Source organism: Microbacterium sp. MEC084, assembly GCF_004514465.2.
Classification (GTDB): Bacteria; Actinomycetota; Actinomycetes; order Actinomycetales; family Microbacteriaceae; genus Microbacterium.
On sequence record NZ_MYFP02000017.1, the window covers coordinates 34840 to 50547 of the forward strand.

Sequence of the window (15708 nt, forward strand, 5' to 3'; positions counted from 1 at the left end):
GCGGATCGCGGCGTCCGGTGCGCCGGGCGCGGATTTCCGCGGTCGACACGCCCGGGAGGCGCGACAGGTCCTGCGTTGTGTCCGGATGGCGGGCGCGCGGCGACACGCCGGGACACGCCGCGCGGTTTACAGGGCGCCCGTCCGCAGCTAGTTTTGAATCATTCAAGACTGGAAGGCGGTGATCCCGTGATGCATGCGCACGCCACCCCGGAGGAGGCCCTCCGCGCGGCCTCCCTGCGCGTCACGGCGCCGCGGCTCGCGACGCTCGAGGCCGTGCAGACGGCGGCGCACGCCGACACCGACACGGTCATCCGGGTCGTGCGCGAGAAGCTCCCCGCCGTGTCGCACCAGGCCGTCTACGACTCGCTGCACGCGCTCACCCGCGCGGGCCTGGTGCGCCGCATCCAGCCGCACGGCATGGTCGCGCGCTACGAGTCCCGCGTCGGCGACAACCACCACCACCTCGTGTGCCGCTCGTGCGGCCTCATCGTCGACGTCGACTGCGCGGTCGGCTCCGCGCCGTGCGCCGTGCCGGCCGACGACCACGGCTTCGCGATCGACGAGGCCGAGTTCATCTTCTGGGGGCTGTGCGCGTCATGCCAGGCCGCGCCCCCGGAGTCCGCAGATCTCCCCTGACCCGTTCCGTCCCATCCACCACGAAAGGCGACAATGACCGAGAGCACCGGCTCCTGCCCCTTCGGCTACGACAGCGGATCCTCCGGATCGGCTCCCGCCGGCACCGTCCAGCCCGCGGCCGTCGACAGCGAACCCGCCCTCCCGGGCACCGGCCCCAGCGCGACCGACGTCCCCGGCAAGCGCGTCCACCCGACCATGGGCTCCGCCAACGCCGAGTGGTGGCCCGAGAAGCTGAACCTCAAGATCCTCGCGAAGAACCCCGCCGTGGCGAACCCGCTGGGCGAGGACTTCGACTACGCCGAGGCGTTCAACAGCCTCGACCTGGCGGCCGTGAAGGCCGACCTCGCGGCGGTCATGACCGAGTCGAAGGACTGGTGGCCCGCGGACTTCGGCCACTACGGCCCGTTCATGATCCGCATGGCCTGGCATGCGGCGGGCACCTACCGCTCGCACGACGGCCGCGGCGGCGCCGGCGCCGGCCAGCAGCGCTTCGCCCCGCTGAACTCGTGGCCCGACAACGGCAACCTCGACAAGGCGCGCCGCCTGCTGTGGCCCGTCAAGAAGAAGTACGGCCAGAAGATCTCGTGGGCCGACCTGTTCATCCTGGCCGGCAACGTCGCGCTCGAGACCATGGGCTTCCCCACCTTCGGCTTCGCCGGCGGACGCCCGGACGTCTGGGAGGCCGACGACGACGTGTACTGGGGCCCCGAGAAGGTCTGGCTGGACGACGAGCGCTACACGGGCGACCGTGAGCTCGAGGCGCCGCTCGCGGCCGTGCAGATGGGCCTCATCTACGTCAACCCGGAGGGCCCCAACGGCAACCCCGACCCGCTCGCGTCGGCCCGCGACATCCGCGAGACGTTCCGCCGCATGGGCATGAACGACGAGGAGACCGTCGCGCTGATCGCCGGCGGCCACACGTTCGGCAAGACGCACGGCGCCCACCCGGACGACAAGCTCGGCCCGGACCCCGAAGCCGCCCCGCTCGAGAACCAGGGCCTCGGCTGGAAGAACGGCTACGGCACCGGCAAGGGCGACGACACGGTCACGTCGGGCCTCGAGGTGACGTGGACCTACCACCCGACGCGCTGGGACAACGAGTTCTTCCACATCCTGTTCGCGTACGAGTGGGAGCTCATGGAGTCGCCCGCCGGCGCCAAGCAGTGGAGGCCGAAGGACGGCGCGGGCGCCGACATGGTGCCGATGGCGCACTCGGACGGCAAGCGCGAGCCGCGCATGCTCACGAGCGACCTGGCCCTGCGCTTCGACCCGGAGTACGAGAAGATCTCGCGCCGCTTCAAGGACGACCAGGCCGCGTTCACCGACGCGTTCGCCCGCGCGTGGTTCAAGCTGACCCACCGCGACATGGGCCCCAAGGCGCGCTACCTCGGCCCCGAGGTGCCCGCCGAGGACCTCATCTGGCAGGACCCGCTGCCCGCGAACGGCGGCTCGACCCTGCCGGCCGACATCGCCAAGGCGAAGCAGCTCATCCTGGAGTCGGGCCTCAGCGTGCAGGAGCTCGTCTCGACCGCGTGGAAGGCGGCTGCGACGTTCCGCAGCTCCGACAAGCGCGGCGGCGCGAACGGCGGCCGCATTCGCCTCGAGCCGCAGGTGAACTGGAAGGTCAACCGCCCCGAGCAGCTGAAGCCCGTGCTGACCGTCCTCGAGGGCGTCGCGGCGGAGTCCGGCCTGTCGTTCGCCGACGTGGTCGTGCTCGCGGGCAACGTGGGAGTCGAGCAGGCCGCGCAGGCCGGCGGCGTCGAGGTCGAGGTGCCCTTCACCCCCGGCCGCGTCGACGCGACGCAGGAGCAGACCGACCCCGAGCAGTTCGCGTGGCTCGAGCCGGTGGCCGACGGCTTCCGCAACTACGACAGCGGCTTCCTGAAGCTGCCGAGCGAGTACCTGCTGCTCGACCGCGCCAACCACCTGGGCGTCTCGGCGCCGCAGATGACCGTGCTGGTCGGCGGCCTGCGCGTGCTCGGCAACAACTGGGACGGCTCGGACCTCGGCGTCTTCACCGACCGCCCGGGCGCGCTGACGAACGACTTCTTCGTCAACCTGCTCGAGCTCGGCATCGAGTGGACCCCGTCGGAGGACGCCCAGACCTTCACGTCGAACACGGGCCTGACCGGCTCGCGCGTCGACCTGGTGTTCGGCGCCAACTCGGAGCTGCGCGCGCTCGCCGAGGTCTACGCCTCGGACGACGCGAAGGAGAAGTTCGTCCAGGACTTCGTCGCCGCCTGGGTCAAGGTCATGGAGAACGACCGCTTCGACCTCAAGAAGTAACCCTCCTCACACGGAGCCGCTCCCTCATCCGAGGGGGCGGCTTCGTCGTTTTCAGGCGAGCCCGTGCTCGAAGGCGAAGACGACGAGCTGCACGCGGTCGCGGAGGGCGAGCTTGGTGAGGATGCGGCTGATGTGGGTCTTGACCGTGGCCTCGCTGAGGAACTCGCGTGCCGCGATCTCGGCGTTGCTGAGGCCGCGCGCGGCGAGCGCGAAGATCTCCCGCTCGCGCTCGGTCAGGTCGCCGTAGGCCGGAGGCACGGGGCGCGGCGCCTCCGCGAAGTGGGCGAACAGGTCGCGGGTCGCGGCGGCGGCGATCACGCTCGAGCCGGCGTGGACCGTGCGGATCGCCGCGAGCAGGAACTCCGGCTCGGCGTCCTTGAGCAGGAACCCGGATGCGCCCTGCCGGATGGCGCGGGCGGCCGCCTCGTCCAGGTCGAACGTCGTGAGCATCACGACCTTCGCCGGATCCGGGTCCTTCAGCAGCTCCGCGGTCGCGGCGAGGCCGTCCATGACGGGCATCCGGATGTCCATGAGGATCACGTCGGGACGCGACGCGCGGACGACGGCGAGCGCCTCGCGCCCGTCCCCCGCCTCGCCCACGACCTCGAGGTCGGGCTGCGACGCGACCAGCATCCGGATGCCGGCGCGGAACAGCGCCTGGTCGTCCACGAGCACGACGCGGATCATGCCGATCTCCTCTCCACGGGAAGCACGGCCCGCACGGTGAAGACGCCGGCGTCGGCGCCGGCGTCGAGACGTCCGCCGACCAGCTGCGCGCGCTCGCGCATGCCGATCAGGCCGTGCCCGCCGGGCTCGGACGGGCGCGCGTCCGGGCGGACGCCGTTGCGGACCATCAGCTCGACGCGGTCCGGGAGCCACGCGAGCGCGACGTCGACCGGCCCGCCGTCGCCGTGGCGCAGCGCGTTCGTGAGCGCCTCCTGCAGGATGCGGTACACCGCGAGCTGCGCCGACGCGGGCGGCGTGCCGGGCGGCGCCGGATCGACGTCGACGCGCAGGTCCACGCCGGCCGCGCGCACCTGCGCGTACAGGCCCTCGAGGTCGGCGAGCGTCGGCTGCGGCCCCTCCGCCTCGCCGCCCGACCCGAACTGACCGTGGCGCAGCTGGGTCAGCAGCAGCCGCACGTCCGACAGCGCGGCCCGCGCCGTCTGGCTGATGGTGCCGAGCGCGGCCGTCGCCGCATCCGGATCGGACGCGGCCGCGTAGCGCGCACCGTCGGCCTGCGCGATCACGACCGCGAGCGAGTGCGCCACGACGTCGTGCATGTCGCGCGCGATGCGGCCCCGCTCCTCCTCGGCGGCGGCGCGCTCCTCGGCATGGCGCTGGGCGAGGCGCCCCTCGCGCGCCCGCACGACCGAGCGGTAGAGGGCGCCGAGCGTCCACGACAGCAGCAGCGCGAACAGCGCGGCCACGAACATCAGCACGCCCGCGGTGAGGCGGTCCCACAGCAGGCCCGGCACGTCCGGGGACGTCCACGCGACCCCGTACAGGTAGGCGACGATCGTGAAGGCGCCGACGAACGCCGAGGCGAAGCCGGCCCAGTACACGGCCCTCGTGCCGTAGGCCGCGGTCGCGAACAGCACCACGAAGATCGCCGTGTTCGCGAACGTCGGCTGCAGGCCCGCGAGCATCTGCAGGATCGCGCCGCCCCACGCGACCGCGAGGGCGAGCGGTGGCGACACCCGGCTCAGCATGAGCGCGGCGACCATCGACGCGACCACGAGGAAGAACCACGCGGGCGACATGTCGCCGTACAGCCCGCGCCATGCGAGGGACGCGAGCGCGAAGACCGCGCCGAGCACGGAGTCGATGAGCCACTGCCCGGGCGAGACGTCCCGGATCCAGCCCCGGGGCATCCGGAGCCCCTCGGTCGTCGCGCGCGCATCCATCCGTCTCACCGTACGGTCCCGGGGCGACGGTCACATCCGTCGCGGGATGTATCCGTGTGGCCCCTGACGCCACCCGTAGGCTGATCGGGTGGATGCCCTGCACGATCCGGACCGCCGCGGCTTCGCCTCGGACAACTACGCCGGCGCCCATCCGGAGGTGATCGCCGCCATCGCGGCGGCGAACGGGGGCCACGAGGTCTCGTACGGGGACGACGCCTGGACCGCGCGCCTGCAGGAGCTGTTCTCGGAGCTGCTCGGCGAGGGTGTCGAGGCGTTCCCGGTGTTCAACGGCACGGGCGCCAACGTGGTCGCGCTGCAGTCGATGGTCACCCGGTGGGGCGCGGTGATCGCGCCGGCCGTCGCGCACGTCAACACCGACGAGGGCGGGGCGCCGGAGAAGGTGGGCGGCTTCAAGATCGTCCCGGTCGCGACGCCGGACGCCAAGCTCACGCCCGACCTGGTCGAGGCGGTGGCGGGATCCCGCGGGGTGCACCAGGCCGTGCCGCAGGTCGTCTCGATCACGCAGTCGACCGAGCTCGGCACGCTGTACTCGGTCGACGAGATCGCCGCGATCGCGGATCGCGCCCACGCGCTCGGCCTGACCGTGCACATGGACGGCGCCCGGATCGCGAACGCGGCCGCCGCGCTCGACATGCCGCTGCGGGCATTCACGCGCGACGTGGGCGTCGACGTGCTGAGCTTCGGCGGCACCAAGAACGGCGCGATCGGCGCCGAGGCGGTCGTCGTCCTGGACCCGGATGCCGTGGACGGCATCCCGTACCTGCGCAAGAGCGCCATGCAGCTCGCGTCCAAGATGCGGTTCGTGTCGGCGCAGCTCGTCGCGCTGCTCGAGGACGACCTGTGGCTGCGCAGCGGCGCGCACGCCAACGCGATGGCGGCCCGCCTGCGCGCGGGCGTCGAGGCCGGACTGGCCGCGGGCTCCATCCAGGGCGTCGCCTTCACGCAGCCGACGCAGGCCAACGGCGTCTTCGCGACGCTGCCGCCCGGCGTCGCCGACCGACTGCGCGAGCGCTTCCGCTTCTACGACTGGGACGAGGCCACGGGCGAGGTCCGCTGGCTCACGAGCTGGGACACGACCGAGGCCGACGTCGACGCGTTCGTCGCCGCGATCGCGGCCGAGACCACGCGCGGCTGATCAGCGCAGCGCGCCGACGCTGGCCAGCGCGGTGCGGACGAGCGTCGAGCGGCCGCCCTCCATCTCGGCCGCGAGCGAGTCGGAGCACGCCTCCTCCGGCGACATCCAGGTCACCTCGAGCGCGTCCTGGCGCGGCTCGCACGTGCCCGTGACCGGCACGACGAACGCGAGCGACACCGCGTGCTGGCGGTCGTCGTGGTACGCGCTCACGCCGGGGATCGGGAAGTACTCGGCGACCGTGAACGGCACGGGCGACGGCGGCAGCAGGGGGAACGCCATGGGCCCGAGATCGTTCTCGAGGTGGCGGAACAGCGCGTCGCGCACGGTCTCGCCGTAGCGCACGCGGCCCGACACGATCGTGCGCGTGATCTCGCCCATCGGGGTCGCGCGCAGCAGGATGCCGACCTGGGTCACGGCGCCCGTGCCGTCGGTACGGACCGGCACCGCCTCGACGTAGAGCATCGGCAGCCGGCGCCGGATCTCGGCCAGCTCGATGTCGGTCAGCCACGCCGGGTTGGACGACCCGCCGGGCACGCCGCCGAAGCCCGCCGCGCCCACGGCGGCGAAGTCTTCGTCGTCCGAGCTCTCGTTCGGGTCGGGGTCGGGGGTGCGAACGGCCATGTCTCCTGTATACCCGCACCCACCGGGAACGGACGACGGATGTCCCCGGATCGGGGCAGGTTTCGGCTCGCTCGCTTCGCTCCCTCGCTCAACCTTGCCGCGACGCGCATCAACGCGCTGCGCGCATTGATCCGCGCCGCGGCAAGATGGACCCGTGCCTGAGATCCCCGTCCTCGACGAATCCGCTGTGCTCTGGTCGGGCGAGCCCGCCGGAAGGCCGCTGCTCGTGCTGCTGCACGGCTACGGCGCCGACGAGCGCGACCTGTTCGCACTCGCGCCGCACCTGCCCGAGGCGTTCGCGGTCGCCGCGGTCCGCGCGCCGCTCGAGCCGCCGTTCCCCACGCCGGGTCGCTCCTGGTACCCGATCGAGGGGCTCGAGAGCCGCGATGCCGCACATGTGACGCGTGCCGCCGAGCGGCTGATCGAGTGGCTCGACGCGGTTGCGGGCGAGGCGTCGAGCGTCGCTCTGCTGGGCTTCTCGCAGGGTGGCGCGGTCGCGCTGCAGGCCCTCCGGCTCGATCCCGAGCGGTTCTCGTTCGTCGTGAACCTGTCGGGCTACGTCACGCCCGGCGAGCTGCCCGGCGACGCCGCGCTCGCCGAGCGCCGCCCGCCCGTGTTCTGGGGCCGCGGCGCGATGGACGACGTCATCCCCTCGTGGCTCGTGCTGCACACGACCGACTGGCTGCCGGGCCACAGCGACCTCGTGGGCCGGATCTACCCGATGCTGCGGCACGCGGTCTCGGAGCAGGAGCTCGCCGACATCCGGGTCTTCCTCGAGAAGCAGCTGGAGGGTGCCGCGGACGGGGCGCGGTAGTCAGGACGCGCAGGCGACGCACCGGGTGGCCGTCGGGCGGACCTCGAGCCGCCCGAGCGGGATGGCACGGCCGCACACCTCGCACACGCCGTAGGTGCCGTCGGCGAGGCGGGCCCGGGCCGCGTCCAGCTCCTCGAGCTCGCGGACGGCGGCGGCGCGGAGGCCGGTGAGGCGCGACCACTCGTCGGCGAGCGTGGCGCCCTCGGGGTCGTGCTCGTCGTCGGCCGTCGCGTCGCCGCGCGCGGCGCCGAGGCCCTCGAGCGCCGCGTCGTGCGCCCGCAGGGCGGCCTCCGTGCGGGCGCGCTCATCGGCGAGGATGCGGGCGAGCGCGTCGCGCGTGGCGGAGTCCATGGATCCATGGTGGGGGATCGGACGGGTGGGCAGGCTTCAGGACGTTTCGACTCGCTTCGCTCGCTCAACGAGCACGGGGCAGACGGCAATTGCCGTCAAGGGGTGGCCGCGATGTCCGTGGTGCGCGGGAGGATAGGGCGATGGATGTGCTCGACCGGTTCGCGCCCGCGACGCGGGAGTGGTTCCGCGGCGCCTTCCGGGCGCCGACCAGCGCCCAGGAGGGCGCGTGGGACGCGATCTCGCAGGGCCGGCACGCGCTCGTCGTGGCGCCGACCGGATCGGGCAAGACGCTGTCGGCGTTCCTGTGGGCCATCGACCGGATCTTCCGCGAGAAGGAGCCGGGCTCGGAGCGCACGCGCATCCTGTACGTCTCGCCGCTGAAGGCCCTCGGCGTCGACGTCGAGCGGAACCTGCGGTCGCCGCTCGTCGGGATCTCGCAGGCCGCACGCCGCCTGGGCGTGGAAGCTCCGGATGTCTCGGTCGGCGTGCGCTCGGGCGACACCCCGTCGTCCGACCGCCAGCGCCTGGTGCGCCACCCGCCGGACATCCTGATCACGACCCCCGAGTCGCTGTACCTGATGCTCACGAGCCAGGCGCGCGAGACGTTGCGCGAGGTGCACACCGTGATCGTCGACGAGGTCCACGCGGTCGCGGCGAGCAAGCGCGGCGCCCACCTCGCGGTGAGCCTCGAGCGGCTCGACGACCTGCTCGAGAAGCCCGCGCAGCGCATCGGGCTCTCGGCCACGGTCCGCCCGATCGACGAGGTCGCGCGGTTCCTGGGCGGCACCGCGCCCGTCGACATCGTCGCGCCCCGCGCGTCGAAGACGTTCGAGCTGAGCGTCACCGTGCCGATCGCCGACATGCAGAATCCGCCGCCCGCGGCGGGCGCGACCCCGGCGGCCGAGACGGGCGACGACGGCGAGTGGTTTCAACCCGAGCAGACGGAGATGACCGGATCGATCTGGCCTCACGTGGAGGAGGCGATCGTCGACCGGATCCTGGCGCACCGGTCCACGATCGTGTTCGCCAACTCCCGGCGCCTGGCCGAGCGGCTCACGGCGCGGCTGAACGAGATCTACAGCGAGCGGCTGGGGCTCGACCTCCCGGAGCCGGCGGTCCCCGCCGCCAGGGAGGCGCAGGCGGGGCAGACCGCCGGGGCCGATCCCGTGCTCGCGAAGGCCCACCACGGGTCGGTGTCCAAGGAGCAGCGGGCGATCGTCGAGGAGGAGCTCAAGTCGGGCGCCCTGCGCTGCGTGGTCGCCACCAGCAGCCTCGAGCTCGGCATCGACATGGGCGCGGTCGACCTGGTGATCCAGGTCGAGGCGCCGCCGAGCGCGGCCAGCGGCCTGCAGCGGGTCGGCCGCGCCGGTCACCAGGTGGGCGAGATCTCGAAGGCCGCGCTGTTCCCCAAGCACCGCAGCGACGTGCTGCACACGGCGATCGTAACCGAGCGGATGCTCGCCGGGCAGATCGAGTCGATCGCGGTGCCGCAGAACCCGCTCGACATCCTGGCGCAGCAGACCGTGGCCGCCACGGCGCTCGGCGCGGTCGAGGTGGAGCACTGGTTCGAAACCGTGCGCCGCAGCGCGCCGTTCCGCTCGCTCCCCCGCAGCGCGTTCGAGGCCACTCTCGACCTGCTCGCGGGACGTTACCCGTCCGACGAGTTCGCCGAGCTGCGGCCGCGCCTGGTGTGGGATCGCGACGCCGGCACGATCGCCGGCCGTCCGGGCGCGCAGCGGCTCGCCGTGACGAGCGGCGGCACCATCCCCGACCGGGGCCTGTTCGGCGTGTTCATCGCGGGCGAGACGCGGAACGCGCGCGTGGGCGAGCTCGACGAGGAGATGGTCTACGAGTCGCGCGTGAACGACGTGTTCACGCTGGGGACCACGAGCTGGAAGATCGTCGAGATCACGCACGACCGCGTCAACGTCGTGCCGGCGTTCGGGCAGCCGGGCAAGGTGCCGTTCTGGCACGGCGACGGGCTCGGACGTCCCGCCGAGCTGGGCGAGGCCCTCGGCCGGTTCGCGCGCGAGCTCACGTCGGCCGCGCCCGAGGAGGCCGAGCAGCGCCTGCGCGAGGCCGGGCTCGACGACAACGCCCGCGGCAACCTGCTCGGCTACCTCGCCGAGCAGCGCGAGACCACCGGCACGCTGCCCACCGACCGCACGCTGACCGTCGAGCGCGGCCGCGACGAGGTGGGCGACTGGCGGATCATCCTGCATTCCCCGTACGGCATGCACGTGCACGCGCCCTGGGCCCTGGCGGTCAACGCGCGCATCCGGGAGCGCCTGGGCGTCGAGGGGTCGGCGGTCGCGAGCGACGACGGCATCATCGCGCGCATCCCCGACGCCGAATCGGAGCCTCCGGGCGCCGAGCTGTTCGTGTTCGATCCGGATGAGCTCGAGCGCATCGTGACCGATGAGGTCGGCGGGTCGGCGCTGTTCGCCTCGCGGTTCCGCGAGTGCGCCGCACGCGCGCTGCTGATGCCGCGCCAGAACCCCGGCAAGCGCAGCCCGCTGTGGCAGCAGCGCCAGCGGTCGGCGCAGCTGCTCGAGGTCGCCCGGCGGCATCCGACGTTCCCGATCATCCTCGAGACCCTGCGCGAGGTGCTGCAGGACGTCTACGACCTCCCCGCGCTGCTGCGGATCGCGCGGAGCATCGGGGAGCGCCGCATCCGGCTGATCGAGACCGAGCCCGCGCAGCCCTCGCCCTACGCGCGCGACCTGCTGTTCGGATATGTCGGTGCGTTCATGTACGAGGGCGACTCGCCGCTGGCCGAACGCCGCGCGGCCGCCCTCTCGGTGGATCCGGCGCTGCTGAGCGAGCTGCTGGGCAAGGTCGAGATGCGCGAGCTGCTCGACCCCGAGGTGATCGCGCAGTTCGAGGCCGAGGCCCAGCGCCTCGCGCCCGACCGGCGCGCGCGCGGCGTGGAGGGCGTGGCGGATCTGCTCCGCGTGCTCGGGCCGCTGTCGGCAGAGGAGGTGGCCGAGCGGCTCGAGCCCGACCCCGAGGCCGCCGGCGCGCAGGCCCACCTCGACGCGCTGGTCGACGCGCGCCGCGCCATCCGGGTGTCGATCGCGGGGCAGGACCGCTACGCCGCGATCGAGGATGCGGGGCGCCTGCGGGACGCGCTCGGCGTCGCGCTGCCCGTGGGCGTGCCCGTGGCGTTCCTGGAGCCGCTGCCCGATCCTCTCGGCGACGTGGTCTCCCGGTACGCCCGCACGCACGGCCCGTTCACGACCGCCGCCGTGGCCGAGCGGCTCGGCATCGGCCCCGCCGTCGCGCGCCACGCGCTGCAGCGGCTCGAGGGTCAGGGCCGGCTGGTCAGCGGCTTCTACCTGGCCGACGCGGGGGTGAGCGACGAGCCGGAGTGGTGCGACGCCGAGGCTCTGCGCCGCATCCGGATGCGCTCGCTCGCGGCCCTGCGCGGCAGCGTCGAACCCGTCTCCCCCGATGCGTACGCGCGGTTCCTTCCCGACTGGCAGCACGTCACCCGGCCGCTCGAGGGCGTCGACGGCGTGCTCGCGGTGGTCGACCAGCTCGCGGGCGTGCCGATCCCCGCGAGCGCGTGGGAGTCGCTCATCCTGCCGTCGCGCGTCGGCGACTACGGGCCCGCGATGCTCGACGAGCTCACGTCGACCGGAGAGGTGGTGTGGTCGGGGCACGGCTCGCTGCCCGGGCGCGACGGCTGGATCGCCCTCCACCCCTCGGACGCGGCGCCGCTGACCATCCCCGAGCCGGAGGTCGAGATCGCCCCCGACTCGCTCGAGGCGCGGATCCTCGCGGCGCTCGCCGGCGGCGGCGCCTACTTCTCGTCGCAGCTGCGCGAGCTCGCACAGGCCGAGAACGAGGCGTCGACCGTCGAGGCGCTGTGGAACCTCGTGTGGGCGGGACGCGTCACGAACGACACGTTCGCGCCGATCCGCTCGCTGCTCGGCGCGGGGTCGCAGGCCCACCGGTCCGCCCGGCGCACGCCCCGCGCGCGGATGTACCGGGGCGCCTCGCTCGCGCGACCGAGCTTCGCGGCGAACGCACCGCGCCCGCAGGCGTCGGGCGGGCGCTGGTCGCTGCTGCCCCGGCCCGAGCCGGATGCCGCCCTGCGGCACGCCGCGACGGCGTCGCTGCTGCTCGACCGCTACGGCGTGGTGACGCGCGGTGCGGTGCAGAACGAGGGCGTTCCGGGCGGGTTCGCGCAGGCGTACCGCGTGCTGGCGGGCCTCGAGCAGGCGGGCCACTGCCGCCGCGGCTACCTGATCGAGAAGCTCGGCGCGGCCCAGTTCGCGACGTCGCCCACGATCGACCGGCTGCGCCGTTTCTCGGGCCTGCCGGATCCGGCGCCGCTGCGCGCCGTGACGCTCGCCGCGACCGACCCCGCGAACCCCTACGGCGCGGCCCTGCCCTGGCCCGCGCTCGACGCCGTGCGGCACCGGCCCGGCCGCAAGGCCGGGGGCGTGGTCGTGCTGGTCGACGGCGCGCTCGTGCTGTACCTCGAGCGCGGCGGGCGCACGGCGCTCGCGTTCACGGACGACGAGCAGGTGCTCGGGGCCGCCGCCGATGACCTCGCCGGCACCGCGCGTGCCCGGCGCCTCGAGACGCTCACGGTCGAGCAGGTCAACGGCGAGTTCGTCTACGGCACGGCTGTCGGGCGCGCGCTGCGCGAGGCGGGGTTCGTCGAGTCGCCCAAGGGGCTCACGCTGCGCAAGGCCGTCGCGGGGGCGGCACGTGCCTGAGGGCGACACCGTCCACCGCACCGCCCGGCGCCTCACCGCGGCGCTCGCGGGGCAGGTGGTGACGCGGTTCGAGATCCGCGTGCCGGGCAGCGCGACCGCCGACCTGCGCGGCGAGGTCGTCCACGAGGTCGCGGCGCGCGGCAAGCACCTGCTGCACCGGATCGGCGACCGCACCCTGCACTCCCACCTGAAGATGGAGGGCGAGTGGCATGCGTACCGCACCGGCGAGCGCTGGCGGAAGCCGGCGTTCAAGGCCCGCGCGATCGTCGGCGCCCGCGGGTGGGAGACCGTCGGGTTCGACCTCGCGATGGTCGAGGTGCTGCCCACGCGCGACGAGTCGCGGGTCGTGGGCCACCTGGGCCCCGATCCCCTGGGCGCCGACTGGGATCTCGCCGAGGCGAGCCGGCGCGTGGCGGCCGACACCCGGGCCATCCACGTCGCGTTGCAGGATCAGCGGAACGTCGCGGGCTTCGGCAACGAGTACGCGAGCGAGCTGCTGTTCCTGCGCGGAGTGCATCCGGAGCGTCCGGCGGCCGACGCCGACGTGCCCGCGCTGCTGGAGCTCGGTGTGCGGACGATCCGCCGCAACGTCGAACTGCCGGTGCGCGTCTTCACGGGCGACAGCCGCCGGGGCTTCGAGCGCTGGGTGTACGGGCGCGAGAACCGGCCGTGCCGCCGCTGCGGCACGCCGATCCTGCGCGGCGCGCTGGGCGCCGACCCGACGCGCGAGCGCGTGGTCTACTGGTGCCCGCGCTGCCAGCCCGCGGGGTGAGGCTCAGCGGCCGATGTAGCGGCCCTCGCGGTGGTTCATGGCGAGCACCAGGCTCATCACCACGGCGCCAGCCGCGCTCAGCAGCACGATGTACCAGGGCAGCACGAGCAGGGCGCACACGATCACGACGACGTCCAGCGTCATCTGGGTCCAGCCCGCCCGGAAACCGGTCCGCTCCTGCAGCAGCAGGGCGATGATGTTGACCCCGCCGACGCTCGCGCCGTGCCGGAACAGGATGAGCAGCCCCACGCCGGCGAGGAGGTTGCCCGCGAAGACGCCGTAGACCGGGTTCAGGTCGTGCACGGGCAGCAGCACGCCGTCGAGCACGGAGAGGCCAGCGACGCCGCCGATGCAGACGGCGGTGAGGATCGTGAACCGCGCGCCCCTCTTCCAGAACGCGAGGACGGCGAACGGCAGGTTCACCAGGATGAAGATGAGCCAGAACGGCCAGTCCGTCGCCTGGTCGAGCAGCAGCGCGAGCCCGGCCGTGCCGCCCGTCACGGCGCCGCTGGCCTTGAGCAGGTAGAGCCCGAGCGCGGCGACGAACGTGCCGACCACTATGCCCTGCACGTCGTCCGCCACCGTGTGCCGGGCCTGCTCCCAGTCGAAGACCGGGGTGCGGTCGGCCGCATCGTTCGCCATGCCTCAACGATACGAGAACGCGACCCCTCATCCGGCGTGCAGATTGCTCAAATCCGGGGCGCTCCGGTGGACGGAAACGGGGCGCATCGAACCGTTTCATCCGACACGCCCGGACAGCGGGAATCCCGCCCCGATCCGGGAATAAGCCGTCACCGCACTCCGTTGATCCCGATGTCCGGCCTCGACCGGGGCCGAGGGAAGGCATCGTGGGCAAGAACTACGTCGACATCGAGAACGAGCACGGCGAGACTCTGCGTTACCGGAAGCACGTCAACGGACGCGGCCTGGTGGCGCACGGCGCGAAGGTGCATCCTGACGCGCGCGTGGAAGCCGGGGCCTACATCGAGCCGGGCGCGCAGGTCGCCGCCGGCGCCACGGTCGCTCGCGGCGCGTGGGTCGAGTCGGACGCGCTGATCGGACCCGACGCCTACATCGACGCCAACGCGCACGTGGGCCCGAAGGCGACCATCGGCGCGCGGGCGCACATCGGCGTGCGGACGCGCGTCGGTGCCGGTGCGCGCGTCGCCAAGAACGCCAAGATCGGCGACGACGAGTCCATCCCGGCGGGCGGCCACGCCGCGACCGATCGCCGCGGCAGCCTGCACCTGGCCGCCTAGGGCGTGTCTGACAATTGTCGGGTCCAGGCGATGACGGCGTTGAGGATCACGGCGGCGCGGTAGACGACGGCGAGCTTGTCGTAGCGGGTGGCGAGGCCGCGCCATTGCTTGATGTGGCAGTAGCGGCGCTCGATGACATTGCGGTTGCGGTAGTCGGCGGCGTCGAGGCCGACGGGGCGGCCGCCGCGTGAGCCGCGGCGCTTGCGGTGTCCTTGCTGGTCGGACGGTTCGGGGATCACGGCCTTGATGCCGCGCGAGCGCAAGTGTCCGCGGATCGCGCGGGATGAGTACGCCTTGTCGCCGCGGACGGCGTCCGGACGAGTGCGGGGCCGGCCGAGGGGACGGGCGACGCGCAGGTGTCCCATCAGCGGCAGGAACATGGGCGAGTCGCCGGCCTGACCCGCCGTGAGCAGCGCGACCAGCGGGAGCCCGTGGCCGTCGACGAGCTGGTGGATCTTCGTCGAGAGCCCGCCGCGGGAGCGGCCGACCGCGTGATCAGGCGGCTCGTCGGCCGGATTCGTGTGATTCGATCCAGCCCCCTGTGAGGCGCTTCGTGTTCGTCGCGTGCTGATGCGCGCGGGCGATCGTGGAGTCCACCGACAGCGACCAGTCCACCAGCCCGGCCGCGTCGGCAGCGGCGGTGAGCTTGGCGAGCACCTTGTCCCACGTTCCCTCAATTGCCAGGCGGTGATGCCAGGTCCATACCGTCTGCCACGGCCCGAACACGTCGGGAAGATCCCGCCACGCGATGCCGCACCGATACCGGTAGACGATGCCCTCGACCATCAGCCTGGCGTCCGCGAACGGCCGCCCCTTGCGCCCGGTCGGGCGCGGCAGCATCTCCTCGAGCAACGACCACTGAGCATCCGAGAGCACCTGAAACCGCGTCACGATCACAGGCTCTCAGCGCGCCGCCGAACTATTTGCCAGACACGCCCTAGCTGTACTGCCCAGCCAGGTTGTTTGAGATCCGGCTGATGGGCGGGAGCTTCCCGATCGCGGTGTGGGGCCTGTGGTGATTGTAGAAGTGCAGCCAGGCCGGCAGGGCTGCTCGGCGGGCTGATTCGCTGTTGTAGTGCTTCACGTAGGCCCAACCGTCGGCCATGGTGCGATGGAATCGCTCGATCTTCCCGTTCGTCTGGGGGCGGTAAGGACGGGTCCGCTTGGGCGTGATGC

Annotated in this window: 14 protein-coding genes; 7 read left to right on the forward strand and 7 right to left on the reverse strand. The window is 73.1% G+C overall.

Going from position 1 to position 15708, the window contains the following annotated elements; translation table 11 throughout:
* Positions 1-189 precede the first annotated feature (189 nt).
* Both B5M43_RS12295 and katG read left to right on the forward strand, forming a co-directional pair.
* Positions 190-636: a Fur family transcriptional regulator gene (locus tag B5M43_RS12295; protein ID WP_134746149.1), complete on the forward strand. Its 447-nt coding sequence runs from the start codon at positions 190-192 to the stop codon at positions 634-636.
* Between the two features lie 195 nt (positions 637-831).
* Complete coding sequence (gene katG / locus B5M43_RS12300; RefSeq protein WP_134746150.1) at positions 832-2922, forward strand: catalase/peroxidase HPI; 2091 nt, start codon at positions 832-834, stop codon at positions 2920-2922.
* Between the two features lie 51 nt (positions 2923-2973).
* Here the strand turns inward: katG and B5M43_RS12305 are convergent, their stop codons facing one another.
* Both B5M43_RS12305 and B5M43_RS12310 read right to left on the reverse strand, forming a co-directional pair.
* Positions 2974-3609: a response regulator transcription factor gene (locus B5M43_RS12305; protein ID WP_055992053.1), complete on the reverse strand. Its 636-nt coding sequence runs from the start codon at positions 3607-3609 to the stop codon at positions 2974-2976.
* The gene (locus B5M43_RS12310) at positions 3606-4829 is read right to left on the reverse strand and encodes a sensor histidine kinase (RefSeq protein WP_230668042.1); all 1224 of its coding nucleotides are present in this window, start codon (positions 4827-4829) and stop codon (positions 3606-3608) included. Before B5M43_RS12310 ends, B5M43_RS12305 begins: the two co-directional genes overlap by 4 nt.
* A gap of 88 nt (positions 4830-4917) precedes the next feature.
* On the opposite strand from B5M43_RS12310, the gene B5M43_RS12315 reads away from it, so the two are divergent.
* Positions 4918-5985: a low specificity L-threonine aldolase gene (locus tag B5M43_RS12315; RefSeq protein ID WP_134746141.1), complete on the forward strand. Its 1068-nt coding sequence runs from the start codon at positions 4918-4920 to the stop codon at positions 5983-5985.
* On the opposite strand, the gene B5M43_RS12320 is transcribed toward B5M43_RS12315, so the two are convergent.
* The gene (locus tag B5M43_RS12320; protein WP_134746142.1) at positions 5986-6606 is read right to left on the reverse strand and encodes an NUDIX hydrolase family protein; all 621 of its coding nucleotides are present in this window, start codon (positions 6604-6606) and stop codon (positions 5986-5988) included.
* Positions 6607-6760: 154 nt separating this feature from the next.
* Between B5M43_RS12320 and B5M43_RS12325 the strand changes: the two genes are divergently transcribed.
* Positions 6761-7420, forward strand: a complete 660-nt coding sequence (locus B5M43_RS12325; RefSeq protein ID WP_134746143.1) for an alpha/beta hydrolase — start codon at positions 6761-6763, stop codon at positions 7418-7420.
* On the opposite strand, the gene B5M43_RS12330 is transcribed toward B5M43_RS12325, so the two are convergent.
* On the reverse strand, positions 7421-7771 hold the full coding sequence (locus B5M43_RS12330) for a TraR/DksA C4-type zinc finger protein (protein WP_134746144.1): 351 nt from the start codon (positions 7769-7771) through the stop codon (positions 7421-7423).
* 140 nt (positions 7772-7911) lie between these two features.
* Between B5M43_RS12330 and B5M43_RS12335 the strand changes: the two genes are divergently transcribed.
* Both B5M43_RS12335 and B5M43_RS12340 read left to right on the forward strand, forming a co-directional pair.
* Positions 7912-12501: an ATP-dependent helicase gene (locus B5M43_RS12335; RefSeq protein WP_134746145.1), complete on the forward strand. Its 4590-nt coding sequence runs from the start codon at positions 7912-7914 to the stop codon at positions 12499-12501.
* Positions 12494-13273, forward strand: coding sequence for a DNA-formamidopyrimidine glycosylase family protein (locus B5M43_RS12340; RefSeq protein WP_055992037.1), 780 nt, complete (start codon positions 12494-12496; stop codon positions 13271-13273). The genes B5M43_RS12335 and B5M43_RS12340 overlap by 8 nt, the downstream gene beginning before the upstream one ends.
* Positions 13274-13276: 3 nt before the next feature.
* Here the strand turns inward: B5M43_RS12340 and B5M43_RS12345 are convergent, their stop codons facing one another.
* The gene (locus tag B5M43_RS12345; RefSeq protein ID WP_134746146.1) at positions 13277-13915 is read right to left on the reverse strand and encodes a YitT family protein; all 639 of its coding nucleotides are present in this window, start codon (positions 13913-13915) and stop codon (positions 13277-13279) included.
* 206 nt (positions 13916-14121) lie between these two features.
* On the opposite strand from B5M43_RS12345, the gene B5M43_RS12350 reads away from it, so the two are divergent.
* Positions 14122-14532 (forward strand): transferase, encoded by a 411-nt coding sequence (locus B5M43_RS12350; protein WP_055992031.1) that lies wholly within the window; start codon positions 14122-14124, stop codon positions 14530-14532.
* On the opposite strand, the gene B5M43_RS12355 is transcribed toward B5M43_RS12350, so the two are convergent.
* Positions 14529-15423 (reverse strand): IS5 family transposase gene (locus B5M43_RS12355; protein ID WP_230668043.1). Its coding sequence is split into 2 segments (ribosomal slippage): positions 14529-15071 and positions 15073-15423, totalling 894 coding nucleotides; the frame shifts between segments, so codons are not numbered across the junction. The two genes, B5M43_RS12350 and B5M43_RS12355, sit on opposite strands and share 4 nt — an antisense overlap.
* A gap of 46 nt (positions 15424-15469) precedes the next feature.
* Positions 15470-15708: integrase core domain-containing protein (locus B5M43_RS12360; RefSeq protein WP_230668047.1), on the reverse strand; the 239-nt coding region annotated here is incomplete at its 5' end.